The sequence below is a fragment of the Mesorhizobium sp. M7A.F.Ca.MR.245.00.0.0 genome, from assembly GCF_003997415.1.
Taxonomy (GTDB): Bacteria; Pseudomonadota; Alphaproteobacteria; order Rhizobiales; family Rhizobiaceae; genus Mesorhizobium.
On the sequence record NZ_RZTE01000026.1, the window covers coordinates 21,828 to 39,736 of the forward strand.

Consider the following 17,909-nt stretch of genomic DNA (forward strand, 5'->3'; position numbering starts at 1 on the left):
TATCGTCGCCATGACCAGCTCCGCAGAAATTATCGCGACGCTCGGCCTTAAGCCGCATCCGGAAGGCGGCTGGTATGCCGAGACCTTTCGCGATGGCACCGGCGGCGCGCGCGGCCATTCGACTGCCATCTATTTCCTGCTTGGGGAGCATCAGGTTTCGGCCTGGCACCGGGTCAAGGATGCCGCCGAGGTCTGGCATTTCCATGCCGGCGCACCGCTGGCGCTCTCGATGTGGGAAGAAGGCAGCGCCCTTGTAGAGCAAGTCCTCGGCATCGATCTCGCAGCCGGTGAGCGGCCTCAGATCGTCGTGCCGGCAGGCTGGTGGCAGTCGGCGCGCAGCCTGGGCGAATGGACGCTGGTCGGCTGCACCGTCGCGCCGGGCTTCGAGTTTGCCGCCTTTGAGCTGGCCGAACCCGGCTGGCAGCCGAAACAACCCTAACTCAATAAGAACCCAAATTTAGCAGGAACCCAAGTGTCGTCGCGAGCTGGGCGGCGTAGTACAGCGCCCAGACGGCGAGGCGCATCCAGGCGCGGTGGGGCGAGATGGCGGCGACAAGGAATTTCTCGGTGGCGAGCAGCCCGTCCGATACCATGAACAGCACGGCGCCACCGATCACCCACATATTGCTTGTTGTCAGCGCCGAGATGCCCATTGCCAGGATGGCGGCGATATAGACGGTGATCGGGATACGCAGGCCGGGACCGACGCGACGCCACAGCGCCGCCAGCATGATGACCACGAACACCGCCATGGCGAGCGCGATCGCTCCGCGCCACGGCTCGGCGCCAAGCACTCCCAATCCGCCACCGCTGCGCAGGAACAGCGCGACATAGACGATGTGGGCGACGAGAAAACTGGCCAGCCCGCCGAGAAAGGCCTTTTCGCCGTCGCGCGACAGGAATGCGTCGCCAGCGGCGCTGAGGGCGAGCGCGGCGACCAGCAGCAGCGGGCCGCCCTGCAGCCCGGCCAGAACGGCAAGCATCGCCACGGCAAGCGTCTTTGCCGCCGAGCGGGCGAGCGTCGGCGGCATGCCTAGCGTGAACGCATAGATCATCGCCGCCGCCAGCGAAAAAATCAGTGTCGCATTGGCATTGGCGTCGATACCGCCCGCAAACGGCATCGTCATGCCCGGCTCCGCCTTTGGATGCCCCGGGCTCCGCCTTCGGATGACCCGGCTCGGCTCTCGGTCGCGGCAGGCTTGCGCAGGAACAGGGATTTTGCGGCGAGCGCCGCGCCGCCGGTGATGAGCACGCAGGCGGCGAGGATGCGCAGCGACGGCTCGGCGACGCCGGCCGCGATCAGCACCAGCGTCGACAACAGCGGTGCGGCGTAGCTTGCGGCACCCAATACCTGGATGTTGCCGCGCTTGACGCCGATGTCCCAGGCATAGAAGGCAGCGCCCACCGGCATCAGGCCAAGACCAAGCACCGCCAGCCACTGGCCGGCGCCGACGGGCGGAACGGTCTGTTCTAGCGCCAGGTGGCAGGCGAGCGACAGCACCGCGGTGGCAGCACAGAACCAGGTGACGATGCTGGTCGGCACCGACGGGAAGCGCCGCGACAACAACGAATAGGACGACCACAGGACGGCGCAGACGGCAGCCATGGCATAGCCGAAGGAATAGCGGGCGTCGAAGGCCAGCCCGCCACCCTTGGTGACGATCAGCACGGTGCCGGCAAGGCCGAGCAGCGCGCCGACGACATGGTTCCACGCCAGTTTTTCGCCCGGCATCAGCGCCGAGCCGAGCACGATCAGCAGCGGCCACAGATAGGCGATCAGGCTCGCCTCCACCGCCGGCGCATTGCGCAGCGCGGTGAAATAGAAGAAGTGGTAGCCGAACAGGCCGGCAATGCCGATCAGCCACACCTGCGGCGGTATCTTCTGGCTCTTGTCGGGTGCCGGCATGAACAGCCGCGCGATGAGCCCGACCCCGGTGCCGATCGAGAAGGTGATCGCCGACAAGAGGAACGGCGGCACCTGGCCCGACGCATCGGTGAGCAGTGCGAGCAACGCCCACATGGCGACCGCCGAAAAGCCGATCAGTGTTGCGCGCCCCATTCTGTCTCCAGTGGCGCGCCAATTCCGCGCCTGGCTATTGTACGGCTTCGAAACGCCCGGCGCTGATGGTCAAGGTGCCGATCTGCGTGCCCACCGTGGCACGGATCGGCGCATATACGCCGGTTTGGCCGAGCGGTGCAAACGTCACCATCATGCGGCTTTTGTTCTTGAGATAGTTGAGCGCCTTGCGGCCCTTGCGATAACCCGCCACCGGCTCGAAGCCCATCTGGCAGGTGACGGTGTCGCCCTTGTAGCCCGGGACCGAGATCGTGCCTTTCGACGCGTAGGTCAACGTCAGGTCGGCACGCATCTCGCCGTCATAGAACTTCACCGTGCGGCCGCAGACCTGGTCGAGACTGTCGGCATGAATGACGGTGGCGGCCATGGGATCGAGCACCGATGTCAGGTCGCCGGCACCGAGCGGTACCCAGTTCTTGGGGTCGCGTTTGCCCGGCGCCGGCACGACCTTCGTCGAGGTGACTCTGCCATTGGCAAAGCGGATATCGACAACCGATGCCTTCTTGCCGGAGGTGTAATCGGCGCGGAATGCCTGCGGCACCATCTTCTTGCCCGCAATCGTGCCTTTGGATGAGATCGTGCCGCGCGTATCGTCGAACAGCTTGGCGAGGCCGGCTGCGGTGACACTGCCTTGGATCGCGTAGGCGCCGTTCTCATAGCGGCTGGAAAACGTTGATTTCGCTATCGAAAGGCCGAGGAACGACACTGTGTACTCGCCCTTGAACGACTGCGGCGAGGCAGCAGACGCGGCGGACGGCAAAGCTATCGCAAGCATGGCAACAAGGGCATGTGGCGAACGAAGCATGGCGGGATCGGGTCCTTGATTTTCGGCCGGAGGCGGGCAACTCCGGTCTGGCATGTCCCTATGGAACCGCTTATAGGATGAATTCCGGCCTTAATATGAAATGCCGGGCGTGTCCGCAGGCAAGCTGGAGCTTGACGCCTCGGCGAAATGCAACTATGGAACGCCAACTTTTTCCATAAGGCCGCCTGACCAGAACCGCGCGCCACCCGGCGTGGGCCTGAGTGTTTGGCAGACCCGAGAACTGAAGGTTAGAACCATGTCCCGCACCTGCGAACTCACTGCCAAGGCAGTCATGTCCGGCAACAATGTGAGCCACGCCAACAACAAGACCAAGCGTCGCTTCCTGCCGAACCTCGTCAATGTGACGCTGATTTCGGAAGCGCTGAACCAGAACGTGCGTCTTCGCATTTCGGCCAACGCGCTGCGTTCGGTCGAACATCGCGGCGGCCTCGACGCCTTCCTGGCCAAGGCCGACGTCAAGGAATTGTCGCAGCGCGCCCGTTTGCTGAAGAAGCAGATCGCCAAGAAGACCGCCGAACAGGCTGCCGCTTAAAACAGTTCAAAGGCGGGGGACGACCGCCCTGGCCAACCTCTTGTTGTTGGCCTCTGGCCAACCTTTTGTTGGCCTAGGCATCGGATCGAAGCCGCAAGGTTTCGGCAATCCGATGCTCAAATTCCGAAGCTAGCGTAATCCGATTTAGGAATACGTTCCGCTGGTTCCATTACCCAGGATAAAAAAATGACTTTCTTCTCGCGATACTTGCCCTTCGTGGCCGCCATGACGCTTGTCGTCGTGGCATCGAACATTCTCGTGCAGTTCCCGATGCAGGGTCAGATCGGCGGCCTCTCGCTGGCCGACCTTCTGACCTGGGGGGCCTTCACCTATCCCTTCTCGTTTCTGGTCACCGACCTCGCCAACCGCCGCTACGGTCCCACCGTGGCGCGCCGGATCGTCTTTGTCGGCTTCATGACGGCGGTGATCTGCTCGATCCTTGTCCCGCCCTTCCTGTTCCGTCACGGCCTGATCGAATTCGAGACCGCCGCCGACCGGCTGGTGCGGATCGCGGCCGCGTCCGGAGCGGCGTTCCTTGCCGCGCAATTGCTCGATGTGACTGTCTTCAACCGGCTGCGCCGCCAGAGCTGGTGGCGCGCGCCGATCGTCGGCACGCTGGTCGGGTCGGTGTTCGACACAGCCGTGTTCTTCACCGTCGCGTTCTCGGCCGCCTTTGCCTTCGCTGGTCCCAACGACGGCTTTGCGTTGGAAAACGCACCCTTGATGGGCGTCTTCCATGTCGACGCGATGCGTTGGATCTCCTGGGCGCTGGGCGACCTCAGCGTGAAGCTGATCATCGCCGTGGTGGCGTTGATCCCCTACCGTCTGCTCGCGGCCCGCTGGAGCCAGCCCGCGGTTGCGGCTTAAACCATGATCCCGAAAAGTGGGACCCGATTTTCGGAAAAGATCATGGTCGGACAAAGATCATGATCCCGTGGGTTCAGCTCGATTCGGCAAAGACCCCGGACGGCGGACAAGAACTTCGCCTCAAGCGGCGCGGCACCGAATTCTCGATCATGCTGGGCACCAACGAGCTCATGAACAGCCGCCTCAGCGGTTCCGAGGAAGCGCTGGCAAAACTGTCCTGTGAGCGGATTGCCGGCCATAGCCGGCCCACAATCCTGATCGGTGGGCTTGGCATGGGTTTTACCTTGCGCGCCGCACTCACAGAATTGGCCAATGATGCCGGAATTGTCGTCGCCGAACTGGTGCCCGCCGTCCTCGCCTGGGCACGTGGCCCGATGGCCGAAATCTTTGACGGCTGTCTCGACGATCCTCGCGTCACCATCCAGGAAACCGATGTCGGGCAGTTGATCCGGTCGCGGCCCGCGGCCTGGGACGCCATCCTGCTCGATGTCGACAACGGCCCGGAAGGCATCGTCCACAAATCCAACGACGCACTTTACAGCGTGCAAGGCCTCGCAGCCGCACGCAGCGCCCTGAAACCCGGCGGCGTGCTGGCGGTGTGGTCGCAAGGCCCCGACAGCGGCTTCACGCGGCGGCTGAAGCAGGCAGGCTTCGCGGTCGAAGAGGTCAGTACGCGCGCCAACGGCAAGCGCGGCGCCCGCCATGTCATCTGGATCGCCACCAGGACGTAAAGCCGGCGGGTCAATCCTGGTGGAGGATGAATTCCAGATAGAGGTTGCGCTGCAGGATCGAGTGGTTGTCGTCCGAGATCAGCGACACCATCAGCGCGCCGTCGTCGCGGGTCCAGACGTCGAGCCCTTCCATATTGTCGATCTGGTAGTCCATGTCGGCCTCCAGCAGCACCGGCCCGTCGGCGACCGCGCCCTTCTCGACGCTTTCGCCGTAGATGCGCCGCAGCCGCATCTTGACGCCGCTGGCCATCGAGAAACTGCGCTCCAGAAGCAACAGATCACCATCGGGCAGGAAGGCGCCGTCGGTGATGTCGAAATCGCCATTGCGCTTGACGGTGAAGACGCCCTTGTGCGGCCCTTCGATGATGGCGGCATAGATGTTGCCGGCCTTGTCCAGGCTCTTCTCGGAGACCACGACCAGGCCACCCTCATGCTGGCCGTTGGCATTGGCGTGGGTGACGGTCTCGAAGCCGCGATTCTGGCGCAGCTCGCGGGCCGGAACGACGAAATCCAGCGGCTTGATCGGCGCCTTCATGTCGTTGGGGTCGATCTTGAACTGGGCGACGCGGTGGCTGCGCTCGAAGCCGACGGTGGCGATGCCGTCCTTGACCGCGAGACCTTCCGCATCGACCTCCCATTTCCTGTCGATCGGCCGGCCGGTCTGGTCGACCATCTGCTGCATGCGGAAATTCTGGATGCCGGAGGGTCGCTTTTCCGCGTCGCGGACCACCGTGCCGAAGAACCAGAAGCCGGTGTCGGCAACGCCGATGAAATCACCGCCGGCTTTCAGGAAGCGGAAGGCCGATAGCGCGCCGAAATCGCGTGTCGGCGAGGTCATCTCCAGCCCGCCGACGAATTCGAAAGGGCCGAACTGCTTGTCGGCACGGCCAACTTGAAATTGGGTGATCGGGCGGGCCGAGATTTCGACCGGTTCGACAGAACCAGAGTCAGCCGAACCGGCTGCTGCCGAAGCCACGCCGGAAAGCAGGACGATGGCGGCGAAAAGCGTCTGCCGAAACCCGCCGCGCCTGGAAATCATCCGGCGCGCCGCATACCACCGCCGCGTCGCGTATCCTTCGCGCTTTCCTCGGCGAACAGCGAAGCCAGCTGCTCGGTCATGGCGCCGGCCAGCTCCTCGGCATCGACGATGGTGACAGCGCGGCGGTAGTAGCGCGTGACGTCGTGGCCGATGCCGATGGCCAGCAGTTCCACCGGCGAACGCGTCTCGATCAGCTCGATGACGGCGCGCAGATGGCGCTCGAGATAATTGCCCGGATTGACCGACAGCGTTGAATCGTCGACCGGCGCGCCGTCCGAGATCATCATCAGGATCTTGCGCTGCTCGGGCCGGGCGATCAGCCGGTTGTGCGCCCACAGCAGCGCCTCGCCGTCGATATTTTCCTTGAGCAGGCCTTCGCGCATCATCAGGCCGAGATTGCGCCGCGCCCGCCGCCACGGATGGTCGGCGGACTTGTAGATGATGTGGCGCAGATCGTTGAGCCGGCCAGGATTCGGCGGCTTGCCATCCTTCAGCCATTTCTCGCGCGCCTGCCCGCCCTTCCAGGCCCGTGTGGTGAAACCAAGAATCTCGACCGAGACGCCGCAACGCTCCAGCGTGCGCGCCAAGATGTCGGCGCAGGTTGCCGCGACCGTGATCGGCCGGCCGCGCATCGAGCCGGAATTGTCGAGCACCAGCGTCACCACCGTGTCGCGAAATTTGGTGTCGCGCTCCTGCTTGAACGACAGCGGCTGCATCGGGTCGATGACGACCCGCACCAGCCTTGCCGGGTCGAGGTAACCTTCTTCCAGGTCGAAATCCCAGGAGCGGTTCTGCTGCGCCATCAGCCGGCGCTGTAGCCGGTTGGCCAGCCGCCCAACGACGCCGGACAGATTGGCCAGTTGCTTGTCGAGGAAGGCGCGCAGCCGGTCGAGTTCTTCCTCTTCGCACAGCTCCTCGGCGCCGACCGTCTCGTCGAAAGCGGTGGTGAAGACCTTGTAGTCGATTTCCTTCGGCAGATTGGTGAAGGGATTGTCGTTACGGCGCGCCTCGCCGGGTGTTTCGGCATCGGCGTCGTCATCGTCGGACAGATCGTCGGCGGTGGCATCGGAGGCTTCCGTCTCGGCCGACTGCTCGTCATCGGCCGAAGCTTCGGCATCCTCGGACTGCGACTGCTCGGAGCCGGAATCCTCTTCGCCACCCTCCTCGCTCTGCTCCTCGCCTTGCGGCTGGTTGTCGTCATTGTCCTCGGAATCTTCCGTCTCCTGGTCGTCGCCGAGTTCCTCGGCCATTTCCATGGAGGCGAGCATCTCGCGCACGACCCGGGCGAACGCCTGCTGGTCGCCGAGCTTGGCCGACAATCCGTCGAGGTCGGCCTTGGCCTTCTCCTCGACCCAGGGGCGCCAGAGTTCGACCAGCCGCTCGCCGCTTTTCGGGATCGGACGGCCGGTCAGCTTCTCGCGCACCATCAGGGCAAGAGCTTCCTCGATCGGCGCGTCGGCCTTGTCCTTGATGTCGACGAGGTTGGCCTTGGCGTATTTGTCCTCCAGCATCGAGCCGATATTGTCGGCGACGCCCTGCATGGCGCGTGAGCCTATCGCCTCGACGCGGGCCTGCTCGACCGCGTCATAGATGGCGCGGGCCGCCTTGCCTTCCGGCGCCAGCTTGGTGTGGATGCGCACATCGTGGCACGCGCGCTTCAGCGCCATGGAATCGCCGAGGCCGCGGGTGATCGCAATATCGGTTTTCGATGCCTTCTTGGGCAGCTCCGGCAAGCGCGCGCGGCTGCCGGCGAGCGCCGGCCGGTCCTTGGCGAAACCGACCTCCAGTTCCTTGTCGCCGGCAATGGCGCGCATGCAGACGGTAACGGCACGCTTGAAGCTGTCGGCTTCAGAGCCCGTCTTCGACTTGTTGCGCGTGTTGTCGCCCGGACCCGCCATCATCTATCTCTATTGTACCGCTGGCCGCTGGCCAAGCTGAGTGCGCAGGAGGCCGATAATCTCTTCGACCGAGATCGTAAAATAGCCGCCTTTCCCACTGTCATATGCCTGTCTCCACTGACTGTATCCGTGGTCAAACCCGTCGGGAATTGGACGAACACCCTCAAGTTCAACCAGACTTTCTCTCAGTACGTCAGCCGCTACAGGGAGGTGAGGGATTGTTTGCAGCTGCTTTCCGTCATTAGGTATCGGCGCGTCAGAGACTGAGATCGATAGGATCGGCTGACTTTCGCCTTCCAGATTATCGACAGCGCCTATGATCACACGCGAGGATACTGGTGTCGCGCCGTGATACGTCCAAGTCTGCCCAGGTTTGAGTGGTTGGTTCTGGGCCATGGCTGCCTGACTGAGACCAAAGCAGAGGAATACAAGACTCCATAGGAACGTCCGGTGGGTCGTTCCCATGGAGCGGTCTTACCCCAGCACCACGTTGGCGGCGCTCTCGGGCAGATCCTCGCCGAAGGCGCGCTGATAGAACTCGGCCACCACCGAGCGCTCCAGTTCGTCGCACTTGTTGAGGAAGGTCAGCCGGAACGCCATGCCGATATTGCCGAATATCTCGGCATTCTCGGCCCAGGTGATCACGGTGCGCGGGCTCATCACGGTCGACAGATCGCCGTTGATGAAGGCCGAACGCGTCATGTCGGCGACGCGCACCATCTTGTTGACGATGTCCTTGCCCTTGCTGTCGCGATAGTGCTTGGCCTTGGCCAGCACGATGGCGACTTCGTTGTCGTGCGGCAAATAGTTCAGCGTGGTGACGATCGACCAGCGGTCCATCTGCGCCTGGTTGATCTGCTGGGTGCCGTGATAGAGGCCGGTGGTGTCGCCGAGGCCGACCGTGTTGGCGGTCGAGAACAGCCGGAAGGCCGGATGCGGGCGGATGACCCGGCTCTGGTCGAGCAGCGTCAGCCGGCCCGACGATTCCAGCACGCGCTGGATGACGAACATCACATCCGGGCGCCCGGCATCGTACTCGTCGAAGCACAGCGCGACATTGTGCTGGTAGGCCCAGGGCAGGATGCCGTCGCGGAATTCGGTGATCTGCAAACCGTCCTTGACGACGATCGCGTCCTTGCCGACGAGATCGATACGGCTGACATGGCTGTCGAGGTTGACGCGCACGCAAGGCCAGTTGAGGCGAGCGGCGACCTGTTCGATATGGGTCGACTTGCCGGTGCCGTGATAGCCCGACACCATGACGCGGCGGTTGTAGGCAAAGCCCGCAAGGATCGCCATCGTCGTGTTCTTGTCGAACAGATAGTCCGGATCGATGTCCGGCACATGCTCCGATGTCACCGAATAGGCCGGCACCACCATCTTGGACTCGAAGCCGAATTTCTCCTTCACCGACACCGTCGTGTCGGGCAGGTTGGCGATGTCACGATCGACCTTGTTCATATCTCTCAACGTCTCCACGGGCGAAACGTCTGATTTCGCCGGCAATCGATTTTGTCCGGGGGCGGTCTTAGAGCCTTTTCCAACCTTATGAAAGTTGGAAAACGACACGAACCGTATGGCCGCTCAGCACAGGCCCGCCTGTTTGAGCACGCGATAGGCCTGCAGCACATCGCGGAACCGGTCTTCCGAACCTCTGTCGCCACCATTCGCATCCGGATGGTGCAGTTTCACCAGTTCCTTATAGCGCGCCTTGATCTCCTTGCCAGTCGCCTTTGTATCAAGACCAAGCGTTTCCAGCGCCTTGGCCTCAAGCGGCTTGGCCTTGCGCTCGCGCGCCTCGCGCGGATCCTTCGGTCCCTTGAACAGGTCGAACGGGTCGCGCATGCGGTTATAGTAGCCGGCCCGGCCGGAACGCATCTGGGCCATATCGGGCGACGATCGCGTCGAAGCCCCGTTGGCGCCCATCTTCCAGGTCGGCCGGTGCCCGGTCATGGCTTCCTTCTGGAAGCGCGCGACCTCGGTGTCCGGCACGCCGGAAAAGTAGTTGAAGCCCTTGTTGTACTCGCGCACATGATCGAAGCAGAAGTGGAAATACTCGCCTTCCTTCATGCGCCCGACCGGCGCACGATGGGTGCCCGCTTCCTTGCAGCCGTCCCACTGGCAGATCGGCGAGTGCGACTTCAGCTCCGCGTCCTTGTCGGGGCGGACGCGAATCTTCTCGAAATATTTGGGGTACGGCTTCATCTTACCCATTTATGGGGCGTTCGCAGATGCGAAACAAGAATTGACATTTTCGCGATCATCGCCCTAACCGCTGAATCGCGGCATAAAGCAGGCGAATGGCGGATTTTGTTGCTCGGCGGCGGCCCCTTGCGAAACCGATTTTCGGTTTCCAGGCCGAGACGCCAGCGATATGTGGTGAAGGGAGATGGCGATGTCCATACAGGCGACCATGGAAGACAAGCTCAATAAGGCATTTTCGCCGGACAGGCTGGTTATCATCAACGAGAGCCATCTCCATGCCGGCCACCACCATCACGGCTCCGACCATCACGGCACTTATGACGGCACCGGCGAGACGCATTTTCGCGTCCGCGTCGTCGCTTCCGCCTTTGCCGGCATGAGCCGCATCGACCGTCACCGCGCCGTCAATGAACTGCTTGCCGACGAATTGAAGGCCGGCGTGCACGCGCTGGCGATCGAACCGGCGGCTCCCGGCGAAAAGACCCGCTGGTAGCTCGGTTCCGCCGATCGTTTTTCGCCGCGCTCAGAGCACCGCTTCGATGAGGAACGGCCCGCGCCGTGACAGCGCGCTGTCCAGCAGCGCCTCGAAGCGCTCGCATGTATCGGCGCGAGCCGCCTCCACGCCCATGCCTTTGGCCAGCGACACCCAGTCGAGCGAGGGATGGTCGAGGTCGAGCATGCGCCTGGCGTTCTCGCCGATCGCGCCCACGCCGACATTCTTCATCTCGCCATGCAGGATTGCATAGGTTCGATTGGAAAACACGATCGTCACCACGTCGAGCTTTTCCCGCGCCTGCGTCCACAATCCCTGTACCGTGTACATGCCGCTGCCGTCGGCTTCGAGGTTGATCACCTTGCGGTCCGGACAGGCGATTGCCGCCCCGGTCGCCATCGGGATGCCGCCGCCGATCGATCCGCCCGTGCCCATCATGTAGTCGTGCGGCGCTGCAAAGGCCGACAGCGCGAAGAAACGCCTGGCCGAGGTGACCGCTTCATCGCAAACGATCGCATCGGCCGGCAGTCTGCGCGCCACCGACAGCGCGATGGCATCTTCCGTCAGCTTGCCGTTCGGCGTTGCCTCGTCGGGAAAAGCGGCCGCGAGCACCCGTTGTTGTGACGACTTGATGCCAAGTTCGTCGCGAAGCGCCTCAAGCGCCGCATGCAGATCGTCGCCATGGGCGGCCAGTGTCAGCACCTCGCAGCCTTCCCGAACGAGCCGTCCCGGTTTTCCCGGATAGGCGAAGAAGGCAACCGGCTCCTTCGCGCCGACCAGGATCAGAACATCGACATCCCTGAGCACAGCCATCGCCGCGTCGACCGGATAGGGAATGCGGGTCGGCACGACACGCCCGCGCCCGCGTTGCATCCGTGCGATCAGAACCTCGCCGAACAGGCGGACATCGCTGCCCGTCGAAATCTGCCCGGCGATGGCGAGCGCATCGGCGCGTGCGGCCTTTCCGCGAACGATCATGCCTGCCCGGCCCGGAGCGGCACGGATCGCCGCGGCGACCTTGCGCACGGCGTCCATATCGACGGCCGGCGCTGGCACCAGCTTCACCTTGCCGACCGAAACCGCGTCGACTGCGCCCCAGGCAGCATCCGCCGGCAGGATCATCGTCGCGACGCCGGGCGGTGTCAGCGAGGCGCGAAAGGCTGCTTCAGCTGCCGGCACGATATCGGCCGGGCCCTTGACGCGGCCGACCCAGTTGGACATCGGCGCCGCAAGGCTCTCGATATCGCTGGTGAGCGGGGCATCGAGCGGCAGATGGTAAGAGGCGTGGTCGCCGACGATGTTGATCATCGGGCTGAAGGCACGCCGGGCATTGTGCATGTTGGCGAGCCCGTTGGCCAGGCCGGGGACCGGTATGCAACAGCGTCGCGGCCGGCCGATCGGTCATCCGCGCATAGCCATCGGCGGCACCCGTCACCACGCCCTCGAACAGCCCGAGCACGCAACGCATTTTCGGCTTGCGGTCAAGTGCTGCAACGAAATGCATTTCGGAGGTGCCGGGATTGGCAAAGCAGACCGTCACATCATTGGCCAGAAGCACGTCACACAGGACATCGGCGCCGTTCATCCAATTCCCTCCCGCTCACGATCGAAGAGCACTTGCACCCGCGCGCGCCCGCACAGCAATATCCCGCCGCCACTTTTGCTCTGATCCAGTGCAAGGATCAGCCAACCGTCGATTTCAGGAATGCCAGCGCGGCCGCGGTCAGCGCATCGCCGTCCTCGCCGAAATCGCGATTGATCGACATATGCGTGTAGGCGCTGCCGTCGAACAGCGTGACCTGGGTGCCCGTCGCGCGCAGGCGCTCGGCAAAGGCCTTGGAGTCCTCGCCGCGGCCAGGAGCGCGCGAATAGGCAATGAACGTCGGCGGGTGCCTGCGGCCGTCGACATGGCTGGCCGGCGACAGTGCCGCCCATTGCGCGGGATCGGAAAAGACGCGGGCATAGGCCCGCACCATGCCGCCCTTCCTGGCAAGTGCTGCAAGATCATAGGCCCTGGTATCGTCGAGAATGAGCGCAGCTATGCCGGGCAATCCGCCGCGCATGCCGGTCAGCGCAATCAAATGGCAGCCGGCCGAATGGCCCATGCCGACAATGCGGTTGGGATCGCCGCCATGCCGGGCGATGTTGGCCCTGATGAAGGCGTAGGCCTTTTCGACGTCACCGGCCTGGGTGGCGACATCGGCCTGCGGCAACATGCGGTAGTCGATGGAGACGAAGCAGAAGCCGTTGGCGAGCAGGAAGGCCGGTTTGGCGTTGACCTGACTGCGTTTGCCAAACTGCCAGGTGCCGCCATGAACGAAAAATACGACCGGCAGGCCGATTGCCCCATCGGGCGCATAGATGTCGAGCTTGGCCGGCCCGTAGTCGAAGGTCTTTGGCGTGGGTCGGCGTGTTTCCGACGCGGCCGATGCTTCCAACGGCAGCATCGCCGCCACCGAGGCCATGATCAGGCTTCGTCGATCGATCATCATTGTCTCCTGGCGAGGCAAGACTGCACGCGGCGGCCCCAGCCGTCCAGTCAGGGATTCGCAACACACCCGCTACCCGCGCTGAATGCCGCTCCGCACCGAGCGCCTTGATCTCGGAGTGGCCTCAAATCCTCATGATCGTAGCCACCTCTTCACATGAAGGGAACAAACGGTACCCCCCGACAGTTGAATGCGAGGTGAGCCGAATGGAAGCCACAGCGGCTCCGAGGGCAAAAGCATCATGCGAGAGAACCAGTCTGACGTCTTCGATCTGTTTTCGGAAATTTACACCAACGCGGCGCAGGAAGAGATCAGCATCCAGCAATATCTCCTTGCCTGCCGCGAGGACAAGTCGATGTATGCCTCGGCGCCTGAACGGATGGTCGAGGCGATCGGCGAGCCGAACCTGGTCGACACCAGCAAGGATGAGCGGCTCGGCCGCATTTTCTCCAACCGGACCCTGAAAGTGTACCCTTCCTTTGCCGATTTCTATGGCATGGAGGACACGATCGAGCGCATCGCCGGCTATTTTCGCTATGCGTCCCAGGGGCTCGAGGAGCGCAAGCAAATCCTCTATTTGCTCGGCCCCGTGGGCGGTGGCAAATCCTCCCTTGCCGAGCGTCTGAAGAAATTGATGGAACAGCGCCCGATCTACACGCTGAAGGTCGGTAATCAGGTCAGCCCGGTTTTCGAATCGCCGCTTGGTCTTTTCCATCCTGATCGCATGGGCGACCTGCTGGAGGAAAAATACGGCATTGCCCGACGCCGGTTGAATGGGCTCATTTCGCCATGGGCGGCCAAGCGCCTCGACGAACTTTCCGGCGACATTTCCAAGTTCAGCGTCGTCAAGCTGATGCCGTCGCGACTGCGCCAGATCGGCATCGCCAAGACCGAGCCCGGCGACGAGAACAATCAGGACGTTTCGGCCCTGGTCGGCAAGGTGGACATCCGGCAATTGGAAAACTTCAGCCAATCCGATCCGGACGCCTATTCCTATAGCGGCGGACTGAACCGGACTACCCAGGGCCTGCTTGAATTCGTCGAAATGTTCAAGGCGCCTATCAAGGTCCTGCATCCGCTGCTGACCGCCACCCAGGAAGGCAGCTACAACGGCACCGAAAATTTCGGCGCCTTTCCCTACCAGGGAATCATCGTGGCCCATTCCAATGAGTCGGAATGGCTGCAGTTCAAGAACAACAAGAACAATGAGGCTTTTCTCGATCGCATCCTCGTGGTCAAGGTGCCGTATTGCCTTCGGATAACCGAAGAGCGGCAGATCTACGAGAAACTGCTGCGGGAGAGCGAATTGGCCGCCAGTCCTTGCGCTCCAGAGGTGCTGGACATCCTCAGCCGGTTTACCGTCTCGACACGCTTGGCCGAGCACGACAATTCGCCGCTCTACACCAAGATGCGCGCCTATGATGGCGAGAACCTCAAGGAAGTCGACCCCAAGGCAAAGTCGGTTCAGGAATATCGGGACGCCGCCGGCGTCGATGAGGGCATGGCAGGCGTCAGCACGCGCTTTGCCTTCAAGATCCTGTCGCAGACCTTCAACTACGACACCGAAGAGGTGGCCGCCGACCCCGTGCACCTCATGTACATCCTGGAGGAGGCGATCAAGCGCGAACAGTTTCCGAAGGAGACGGAAGCCGCCTATCTGGAGTTCATCAAGTCCGAGCTGGCCGCGCGGTATGCCGAATTCATCGGCCATGAGATCCAGAAGGCCTATCTGGAATCGTACAGCGAGTACGGCCAGAATCTTTTCGACCGCTACATCGCCTATGCCGACGCCTGGATCGAAGACCAGGACTACAAGGATCCTGACACCGGCCAGATCCTCAACCGCGAGGTTTTGGACAACGAGCTTTCACAGGTCGAAAAACCGGCCGGCATCGCCAATCCCAAGGACTTCCGCAATGAGGTGGTGAAATTCACGCTGCGCGCCCGTGCAAGAAACCATGGCCGCAACCCGGCGTGGACAAGTTACGAAAAGCTGCGGGAAGTCATCGAGAAACGCATGTTCGGCCAGGTCGAGGACCTCCTGCCGGTGATCAGTTTCGGCTCCAAACAGGACAGCGTCACGGAAAAGCGGCACCATGAATTCGTGCAGCGGATGGTCGAGCGCGGCTACACCGAGCGGCAGGTTCGTCGCCTTGTGGACTGGTACATGCGGGTGAACAGGGCGGGTTAGAGAACCCGGATGGTTCCATGCCGATCTTCATCGACCGCCGCCTGAACCCGAAAGACAAGAGCCTCGGCAATCGCCAGCGCTTCCTGCGACGCGCGCGCGAGGAATTGAAACGGAGCATACGCGACCAGATCCGCACCGGCAGGATCGCCGACGCGGATTCCGAGCACGCCGTGCGCATGCCCGAAAGAGGCACAAGCGAGCCGAGCTTCAACAACGCCCGCGACAGCGGCAGGCGCCAGCACATCTTGCCGGGCAACAGGCATTTCTCCGCTGGAGACCTGATCCCCAAGCCCGGCGGAGGCGGCGGGGGAGCGTCGTCCCCGGGAAACAAGGCATCCGAGGACGACTTTCGTTTCGTACTGTCGCGCGAGGAAGTGCTCGATCTTTTCTTCGAGGATCTCGAACTCCCCGACATGGTCAAGCTCAACCTCAAGGAGATCCTTGCCTTCAAGCCGCGCAGGGCGGGCTTCGCCGCCACCGGTTCGCCGACCAACATCAATGTCGGCCGCACGATGCGCAACAGCCACGGCCGCCGCATTGCGCTGAGGCGCCCCAAGCAGGTCGAACTGGATGCGATCCTCGAGGAAATCGCCTCGCTCGAGGAGGCGCCATCCAGCGCCGACGCGCGCCGGCGTATCGCGGCATTGCGCGAAGAGCTTGACCGGCTGGAACGACGCCGCCGACGGATTGCCTATGTCGATCCGGTCGACATCCGCTTCAACCGCTTCGATTCCCGGCCGGTGCCGAACGCCAATGCCGTCATGTTCTGTCTGATGGACGTGTCCGGGTCCATGGGCGAGCGCGAGAAGGATCTGGCCAAGCGCTTCTTCGTGCTGCTGCACCTGTTCTTGAAACGACGCTACGACCGCATCGAGATTGTCTTCATCCGCCACACGCACCTGGCTCAGGAGGTCGACGAGGAAACATTTTTCTACAACACCCAAAGCGGCGGCACTGTCGTTTCCACCGCGCTGGAGGAAATGCACCGTATCATCGCCAGCCGCTACCCGGCCCACGACTGGAATATCTATGCCGCCCAGGCCTCGGACGGCGACAATTTCGCCGGCGATTCAGAGCGATGCATTTCGCTGCTCAACGGCGAGCTCATGCGGCTGTGCCAGTATTTTGCCTATGTCGAGATCATCGACGAGCGTGAAGCCCATATTTTCGGCTCGACCGAAAACGGGACATCGCTGTGGCGTGCCTATAACGCCATCGACCAGAAATGGCCGAACTTCCAGATGAGCCGCATCGCTACGCCCGCCGATATCTACCCGGTCTTTCGCCAGCTTTTCGGCAGGCAGCCGGTCTCCCTCAAGCGGGCATGAGGGTTCCCGATGGTCAGACAAGCCAGCAAATCCAGCCTGCTTTTTTCAGGGTCCGACTGGGATTTCAAAACATTGTCGCGGGCCTATGACGCGATCGAGGCACTTGCGGTCGAAGAGCTTCATCTGGACACCTATCCCGTTCAGATGGAGATCATCTCCTCGCAACAGATGCTCGACGCCTATTCGTCCATCGGCATGCCATTGATGTACCGTCACTGGTCTTTCGGCAAACATTTCCTCCACCAGGATCTGCTCTATCGCAAGGGCGGGCGAGGGCTTGCCTATGAACTGGTCATCAATTCCAATCCCTGCATCGTCTATCTGATGGAGGAAAACACCATGGCCCTGCAGGCCTTGGTGACGGCCCATGCAGCGCTCGGGCACAATCATTTCTTCAAGAACAATCAATTGTTCAAACAATGGACGGATGCAGGTGCGATCCTCGGCTACCTGGACTTCGCCAAGGGCTACATAGTCCGTTGCGAGGAGCGGCACGGCCTCGCCGCCGTCGAGGCTGTGCTCGATTCCGCCCACGCGCTGATGGATCAGGGCGTGTTTCGCTATCACCGGCCGCCGAGGCTGTCGTCGGAACGGCAGCGCGAAGGAATTCGCGAGCGTCTCGAATACGAGGAGCGCTCCTACAACGACTTGTGGCGTACGCTGCCGCCTTCGCAGCAAGCGGCCAACGACAAGGGCCAGGACCCGGAGCGGAAGAAATCGCTCAATCTGCCCGAGGAAAACCTGCTCTATTTCCTGGAAAAGAACAGCCCGGTCCTGGAGCCCTGGCAGCGTGAGATCATCAGGATCGTTCGTGTCATCGCGCAATATTTTTACCCGCAACGGCAAACACAGGTGATGAATGAGGGCTGCGCCACGTTCGTGCACTATACGCTGATGAACATGCTGTTCGACCGCGGCCAGATCAGCGAAGGCGCCATGCTCGAAATCCTGCGCAATCATTCCAACGTGGTCTTTCAGCCGGCCTTCGACGATCCGCGTTTTTCAGGCATCAACCCCTATGCTCTCGGCCTCGACATGATGCAGGACATTCAGCGCATTTCGACCAAACCCACGGCCGAGGACCGCGATTGGTTCCCCGACATCGCTGGCCAGGGCAACTGGCGCGAGGTCCTGCTTGACGCCTGGGCCGAGCATCGCGACGAATCCTTCATCCGCCAGTACCTCAGTCCGGCCTTGATCCGGAAATGGCGGTTTTTTGTGCTTGGCGACGCT

General features: G+C 62.4%; 16 protein-coding genes and 1 pseudogene. 8 read left to right on the forward strand and 9 right to left on the reverse strand.

All coding sequences use genetic code 11. The annotated features are described in order from the left end of the window. Window positions 1–10: 10 nt before the first annotated feature. A complete protein-coding gene (locus EOB80_RS23115; protein ID WP_127329965.1) occupies window positions 11–439 on the forward strand; it encodes a cupin domain-containing protein in 429 nt (142 codons plus the stop codon). A 1-nt stretch (window position 440) separates the two neighbouring features. On the opposite strand, the gene EOB80_RS23120 is transcribed toward EOB80_RS23115, so the two are convergent. Genes EOB80_RS23120 through EOB80_RS23130 form a run of 3 tightly spaced genes read right to left on the reverse strand, consistent with a single transcriptional unit; the run spans window position 441 to window position 2,882 of the window. Next, window positions 441–1,127, reverse strand: a complete 687-nt coding sequence (locus EOB80_RS23120; RefSeq protein WP_127329967.1) for a lysoplasmalogenase — start codon at window positions 1,125–1,127, stop codon at window positions 441–443. Further along, the gene (locus EOB80_RS23125) at window positions 1,124–2,059 is read right to left on the reverse strand and encodes an EamA family transporter (RefSeq protein ID WP_127329969.1); all 936 of its coding nucleotides are present in this window, start codon (window positions 2,057–2,059) and stop codon (window positions 1,124–1,126) included. Before EOB80_RS23125 ends, EOB80_RS23120 begins: the two co-directional genes overlap by 4 nt. Window positions 2,060–2,093: 34 nt before the next feature. Beyond that, on the reverse strand, window positions 2,094–2,882 hold the full coding sequence (locus tag EOB80_RS23130) for a DUF3108 domain-containing protein (RefSeq protein ID WP_127266960.1): 789 nt from the start codon (window positions 2,880–2,882) through the stop codon (window positions 2,094–2,096). A gap of 256 nt (window positions 2,883–3,138) precedes the next feature. Here EOB80_RS23130 and rpmB point away from each other — a divergent pair, with 256 nt between their 5' ends. The 3 genes from rpmB to EOB80_RS23145 all read left to right on the forward strand — a co-directional run bounded on the left by rpmB (window position 3,139) and on the right by EOB80_RS23145 (window position 5,033). Continuing rightward, window positions 3,139–3,435, forward strand: coding sequence for a 50S ribosomal protein L28 (rpmB, locus tag EOB80_RS23135; protein ID WP_013529373.1), 297 nt, complete (start codon window positions 3,139–3,141; stop codon window positions 3,433–3,435). A 186-nt stretch (window positions 3,436–3,621) separates the two neighbouring features. Continuing rightward, on the forward strand, window positions 3,622–4,302 hold the full coding sequence (locus EOB80_RS23140; protein ID WP_127266961.1) for a queuosine precursor transporter: 681 nt from the start codon (window positions 3,622–3,624) through the stop codon (window positions 4,300–4,302). Window positions 4,303–4,361: 59 nt separating this feature from the next. Continuing rightward, complete coding sequence (locus EOB80_RS23145) at window positions 4,362–5,033, forward strand: hypothetical protein (protein ID WP_127329971.1); 672 nt, start codon at window positions 4,362–4,364, stop codon at window positions 5,031–5,033. 10 nt (window positions 5,034–5,043) lie between these two features. Here the strand turns inward: EOB80_RS23145 and EOB80_RS23150 are convergent, their stop codons facing one another. The 4 genes from EOB80_RS23150 to EOB80_RS23170 form a co-directional block, all read right to left on the reverse strand. Then, entirely contained in the window at window positions 5,044–6,072 is a 1,029-nt protein-coding gene (locus tag EOB80_RS23150) for an esterase-like activity of phytase family protein (protein ID WP_127329973.1), read from the reverse strand. Beyond that, a complete protein-coding gene (gene cobT / locus EOB80_RS23155) occupies window positions 6,069–7,973 on the reverse strand; it encodes a cobaltochelatase subunit CobT (protein ID WP_181172684.1) in 1,905 nt (634 codons plus the stop codon). Before cobT ends, EOB80_RS23150 begins: the two co-directional genes overlap by 4 nt. Before the next feature lie 471 nt (window positions 7,974–8,444). Then, complete coding sequence (gene cobS / locus EOB80_RS23165; RefSeq protein WP_023811073.1) at window positions 8,445–9,431, reverse strand: cobaltochelatase subunit CobS; 987 nt, start codon at window positions 9,429–9,431, stop codon at window positions 8,445–8,447. 123 nt (window positions 9,432–9,554) lie between these two features. Then, entirely contained in the window at window positions 9,555–10,184 is a 630-nt protein-coding gene (locus EOB80_RS23170) for a J domain-containing protein (protein ID WP_013529366.1), read from the reverse strand. Window positions 10,185–10,365: 181 nt separating this feature from the next. Here EOB80_RS23170 and EOB80_RS23175 point away from each other — a divergent pair, with 181 nt between their 5' ends. Further along, window positions 10,366–10,668 carry a BolA family transcriptional regulator gene (locus EOB80_RS23175; RefSeq protein ID WP_013529365.1) on the forward strand — a complete coding sequence of 101 codons (303 nt, stop codon included), beginning with the start codon at window positions 10,366–10,368 and terminating at the stop codon, window positions 10,666–10,668. Between the two features lie 30 nt (window positions 10,669–10,698). Here the strand turns inward: EOB80_RS23175 and EOB80_RS23180 are convergent. After that, a pseudogene (locus tag EOB80_RS23180) lies at window positions 10,699–12,253 on the reverse strand (acetolactate synthase large subunit). A gap of 97 nt (window positions 12,254–12,350) precedes the next feature. Further along, window positions 12,351–13,157, reverse strand: a complete 807-nt coding sequence (locus tag EOB80_RS23185; protein WP_127329977.1) for an alpha/beta hydrolase — start codon at window positions 13,155–13,157, stop codon at window positions 12,351–12,353. Window positions 13,158–13,398: 241 nt separating this feature from the next. On the opposite strand from EOB80_RS23185, the gene EOB80_RS23190 reads away from it, so the two are divergent. From EOB80_RS23190 to EOB80_RS23200, 3 genes are all read left to right on the forward strand, one after another. Next, a complete protein-coding gene (locus EOB80_RS23190; RefSeq protein WP_127329979.1) occupies window positions 13,399–15,348 on the forward strand; it encodes a PrkA family serine protein kinase in 1,950 nt (649 codons plus the stop codon). A gap of 17 nt (window positions 15,349–15,365) precedes the next feature. Continuing rightward, window positions 15,366–16,676 (forward strand): YeaH/YhbH family protein, encoded by a 1,311-nt coding sequence (locus EOB80_RS23195; RefSeq protein WP_127329981.1) that lies wholly within the window; start codon window positions 15,366–15,368, stop codon window positions 16,674–16,676. Window positions 16,677–16,685: 9 nt separating this feature from the next. Then, window positions 16,686–17,909: SpoVR family protein (locus tag EOB80_RS23200; RefSeq protein ID WP_245466423.1), on the forward strand; the 1,224-nt coding region annotated here is incomplete at its 3' end.

Excerpts from the sequence above, each read along its gene's own strand:
- EOB80_RS23115 (WP_127329965.1), top strand. The coding sequence starts at position 11 with ATGACCAGCTCCGCAGAAATTATCGCGACGCTCGGCCTTAAGCCGCAT.
- EOB80_RS23120 (WP_127329967.1), bottom strand. The coding sequence starts at position 1,127 with ATGACGATGCCGTTTGCGGGCGGTATCGACGCCAATGCCAATGCGACA.
- EOB80_RS23125 (WP_127329969.1), bottom strand. The coding sequence starts at position 2,059 with ATGGGGCGCGCAACACTGATCGGCTTTTCGGCGGTCGCCATGTGGGCG.
- EOB80_RS23130 (WP_127266960.1), bottom strand. The coding sequence starts at position 2,882 with ATGCTTCGTTCGCCACATGCCCTTGTTGCCATGCTTGCGATAGCTTTG.
- rpmB (WP_013529373.1), top strand. The coding sequence starts at position 3,139 with ATGTCCCGCACCTGCGAACTCACTGCCAAGGCAGTCATGTCCGGCAAC.
- EOB80_RS23140 (WP_127266961.1), top strand. The coding sequence starts at position 3,622 with ATGACTTTCTTCTCGCGATACTTGCCCTTCGTGGCCGCCATGACGCTT.
- EOB80_RS23145 (WP_127329971.1), top strand. The coding sequence starts at position 4,362 with ATGATCCCGTGGGTTCAGCTCGATTCGGCAAAGACCCCGGACGGCGGA.
- EOB80_RS23150 (WP_127329973.1), bottom strand. The coding sequence starts at position 6,072 with ATGATTTCCAGGCGCGGCGGGTTTCGGCAGACGCTTTTCGCCGCCATC.
- cobT (WP_181172684.1), bottom strand. The coding sequence starts at position 7,973 with ATGATGGCGGGTCCGGGCGACAACACGCGCAACAAGTCGAAGACGGGC.
- cobS (WP_023811073.1), bottom strand. The coding sequence starts at position 9,431 with ATGAACAAGGTCGATCGTGACATCGCCAACCTGCCCGACACGACGGTG.
- EOB80_RS23170 (WP_013529366.1), bottom strand. The coding sequence starts at position 10,184 with ATGGGTAAGATGAAGCCGTACCCCAAATATTTCGAGAAGATTCGCGTC.
- EOB80_RS23175 (WP_013529365.1), top strand. The coding sequence starts at position 10,366 with ATGTCCATACAGGCGACCATGGAAGACAAGCTCAATAAGGCATTTTCG.
- EOB80_RS23185 (WP_127329977.1), bottom strand. The coding sequence starts at position 13,157 with ATGATCGATCGACGAAGCCTGATCATGGCCTCGGTGGCGGCGATGCTG.
- EOB80_RS23190 (WP_127329979.1), top strand. The coding sequence starts at position 13,399 with ATGCGAGAGAACCAGTCTGACGTCTTCGATCTGTTTTCGGAAATTTAC.
- EOB80_RS23195 (WP_127329981.1), top strand. The coding sequence starts at position 15,366 with ATGCCGATCTTCATCGACCGCCGCCTGAACCCGAAAGACAAGAGCCTC.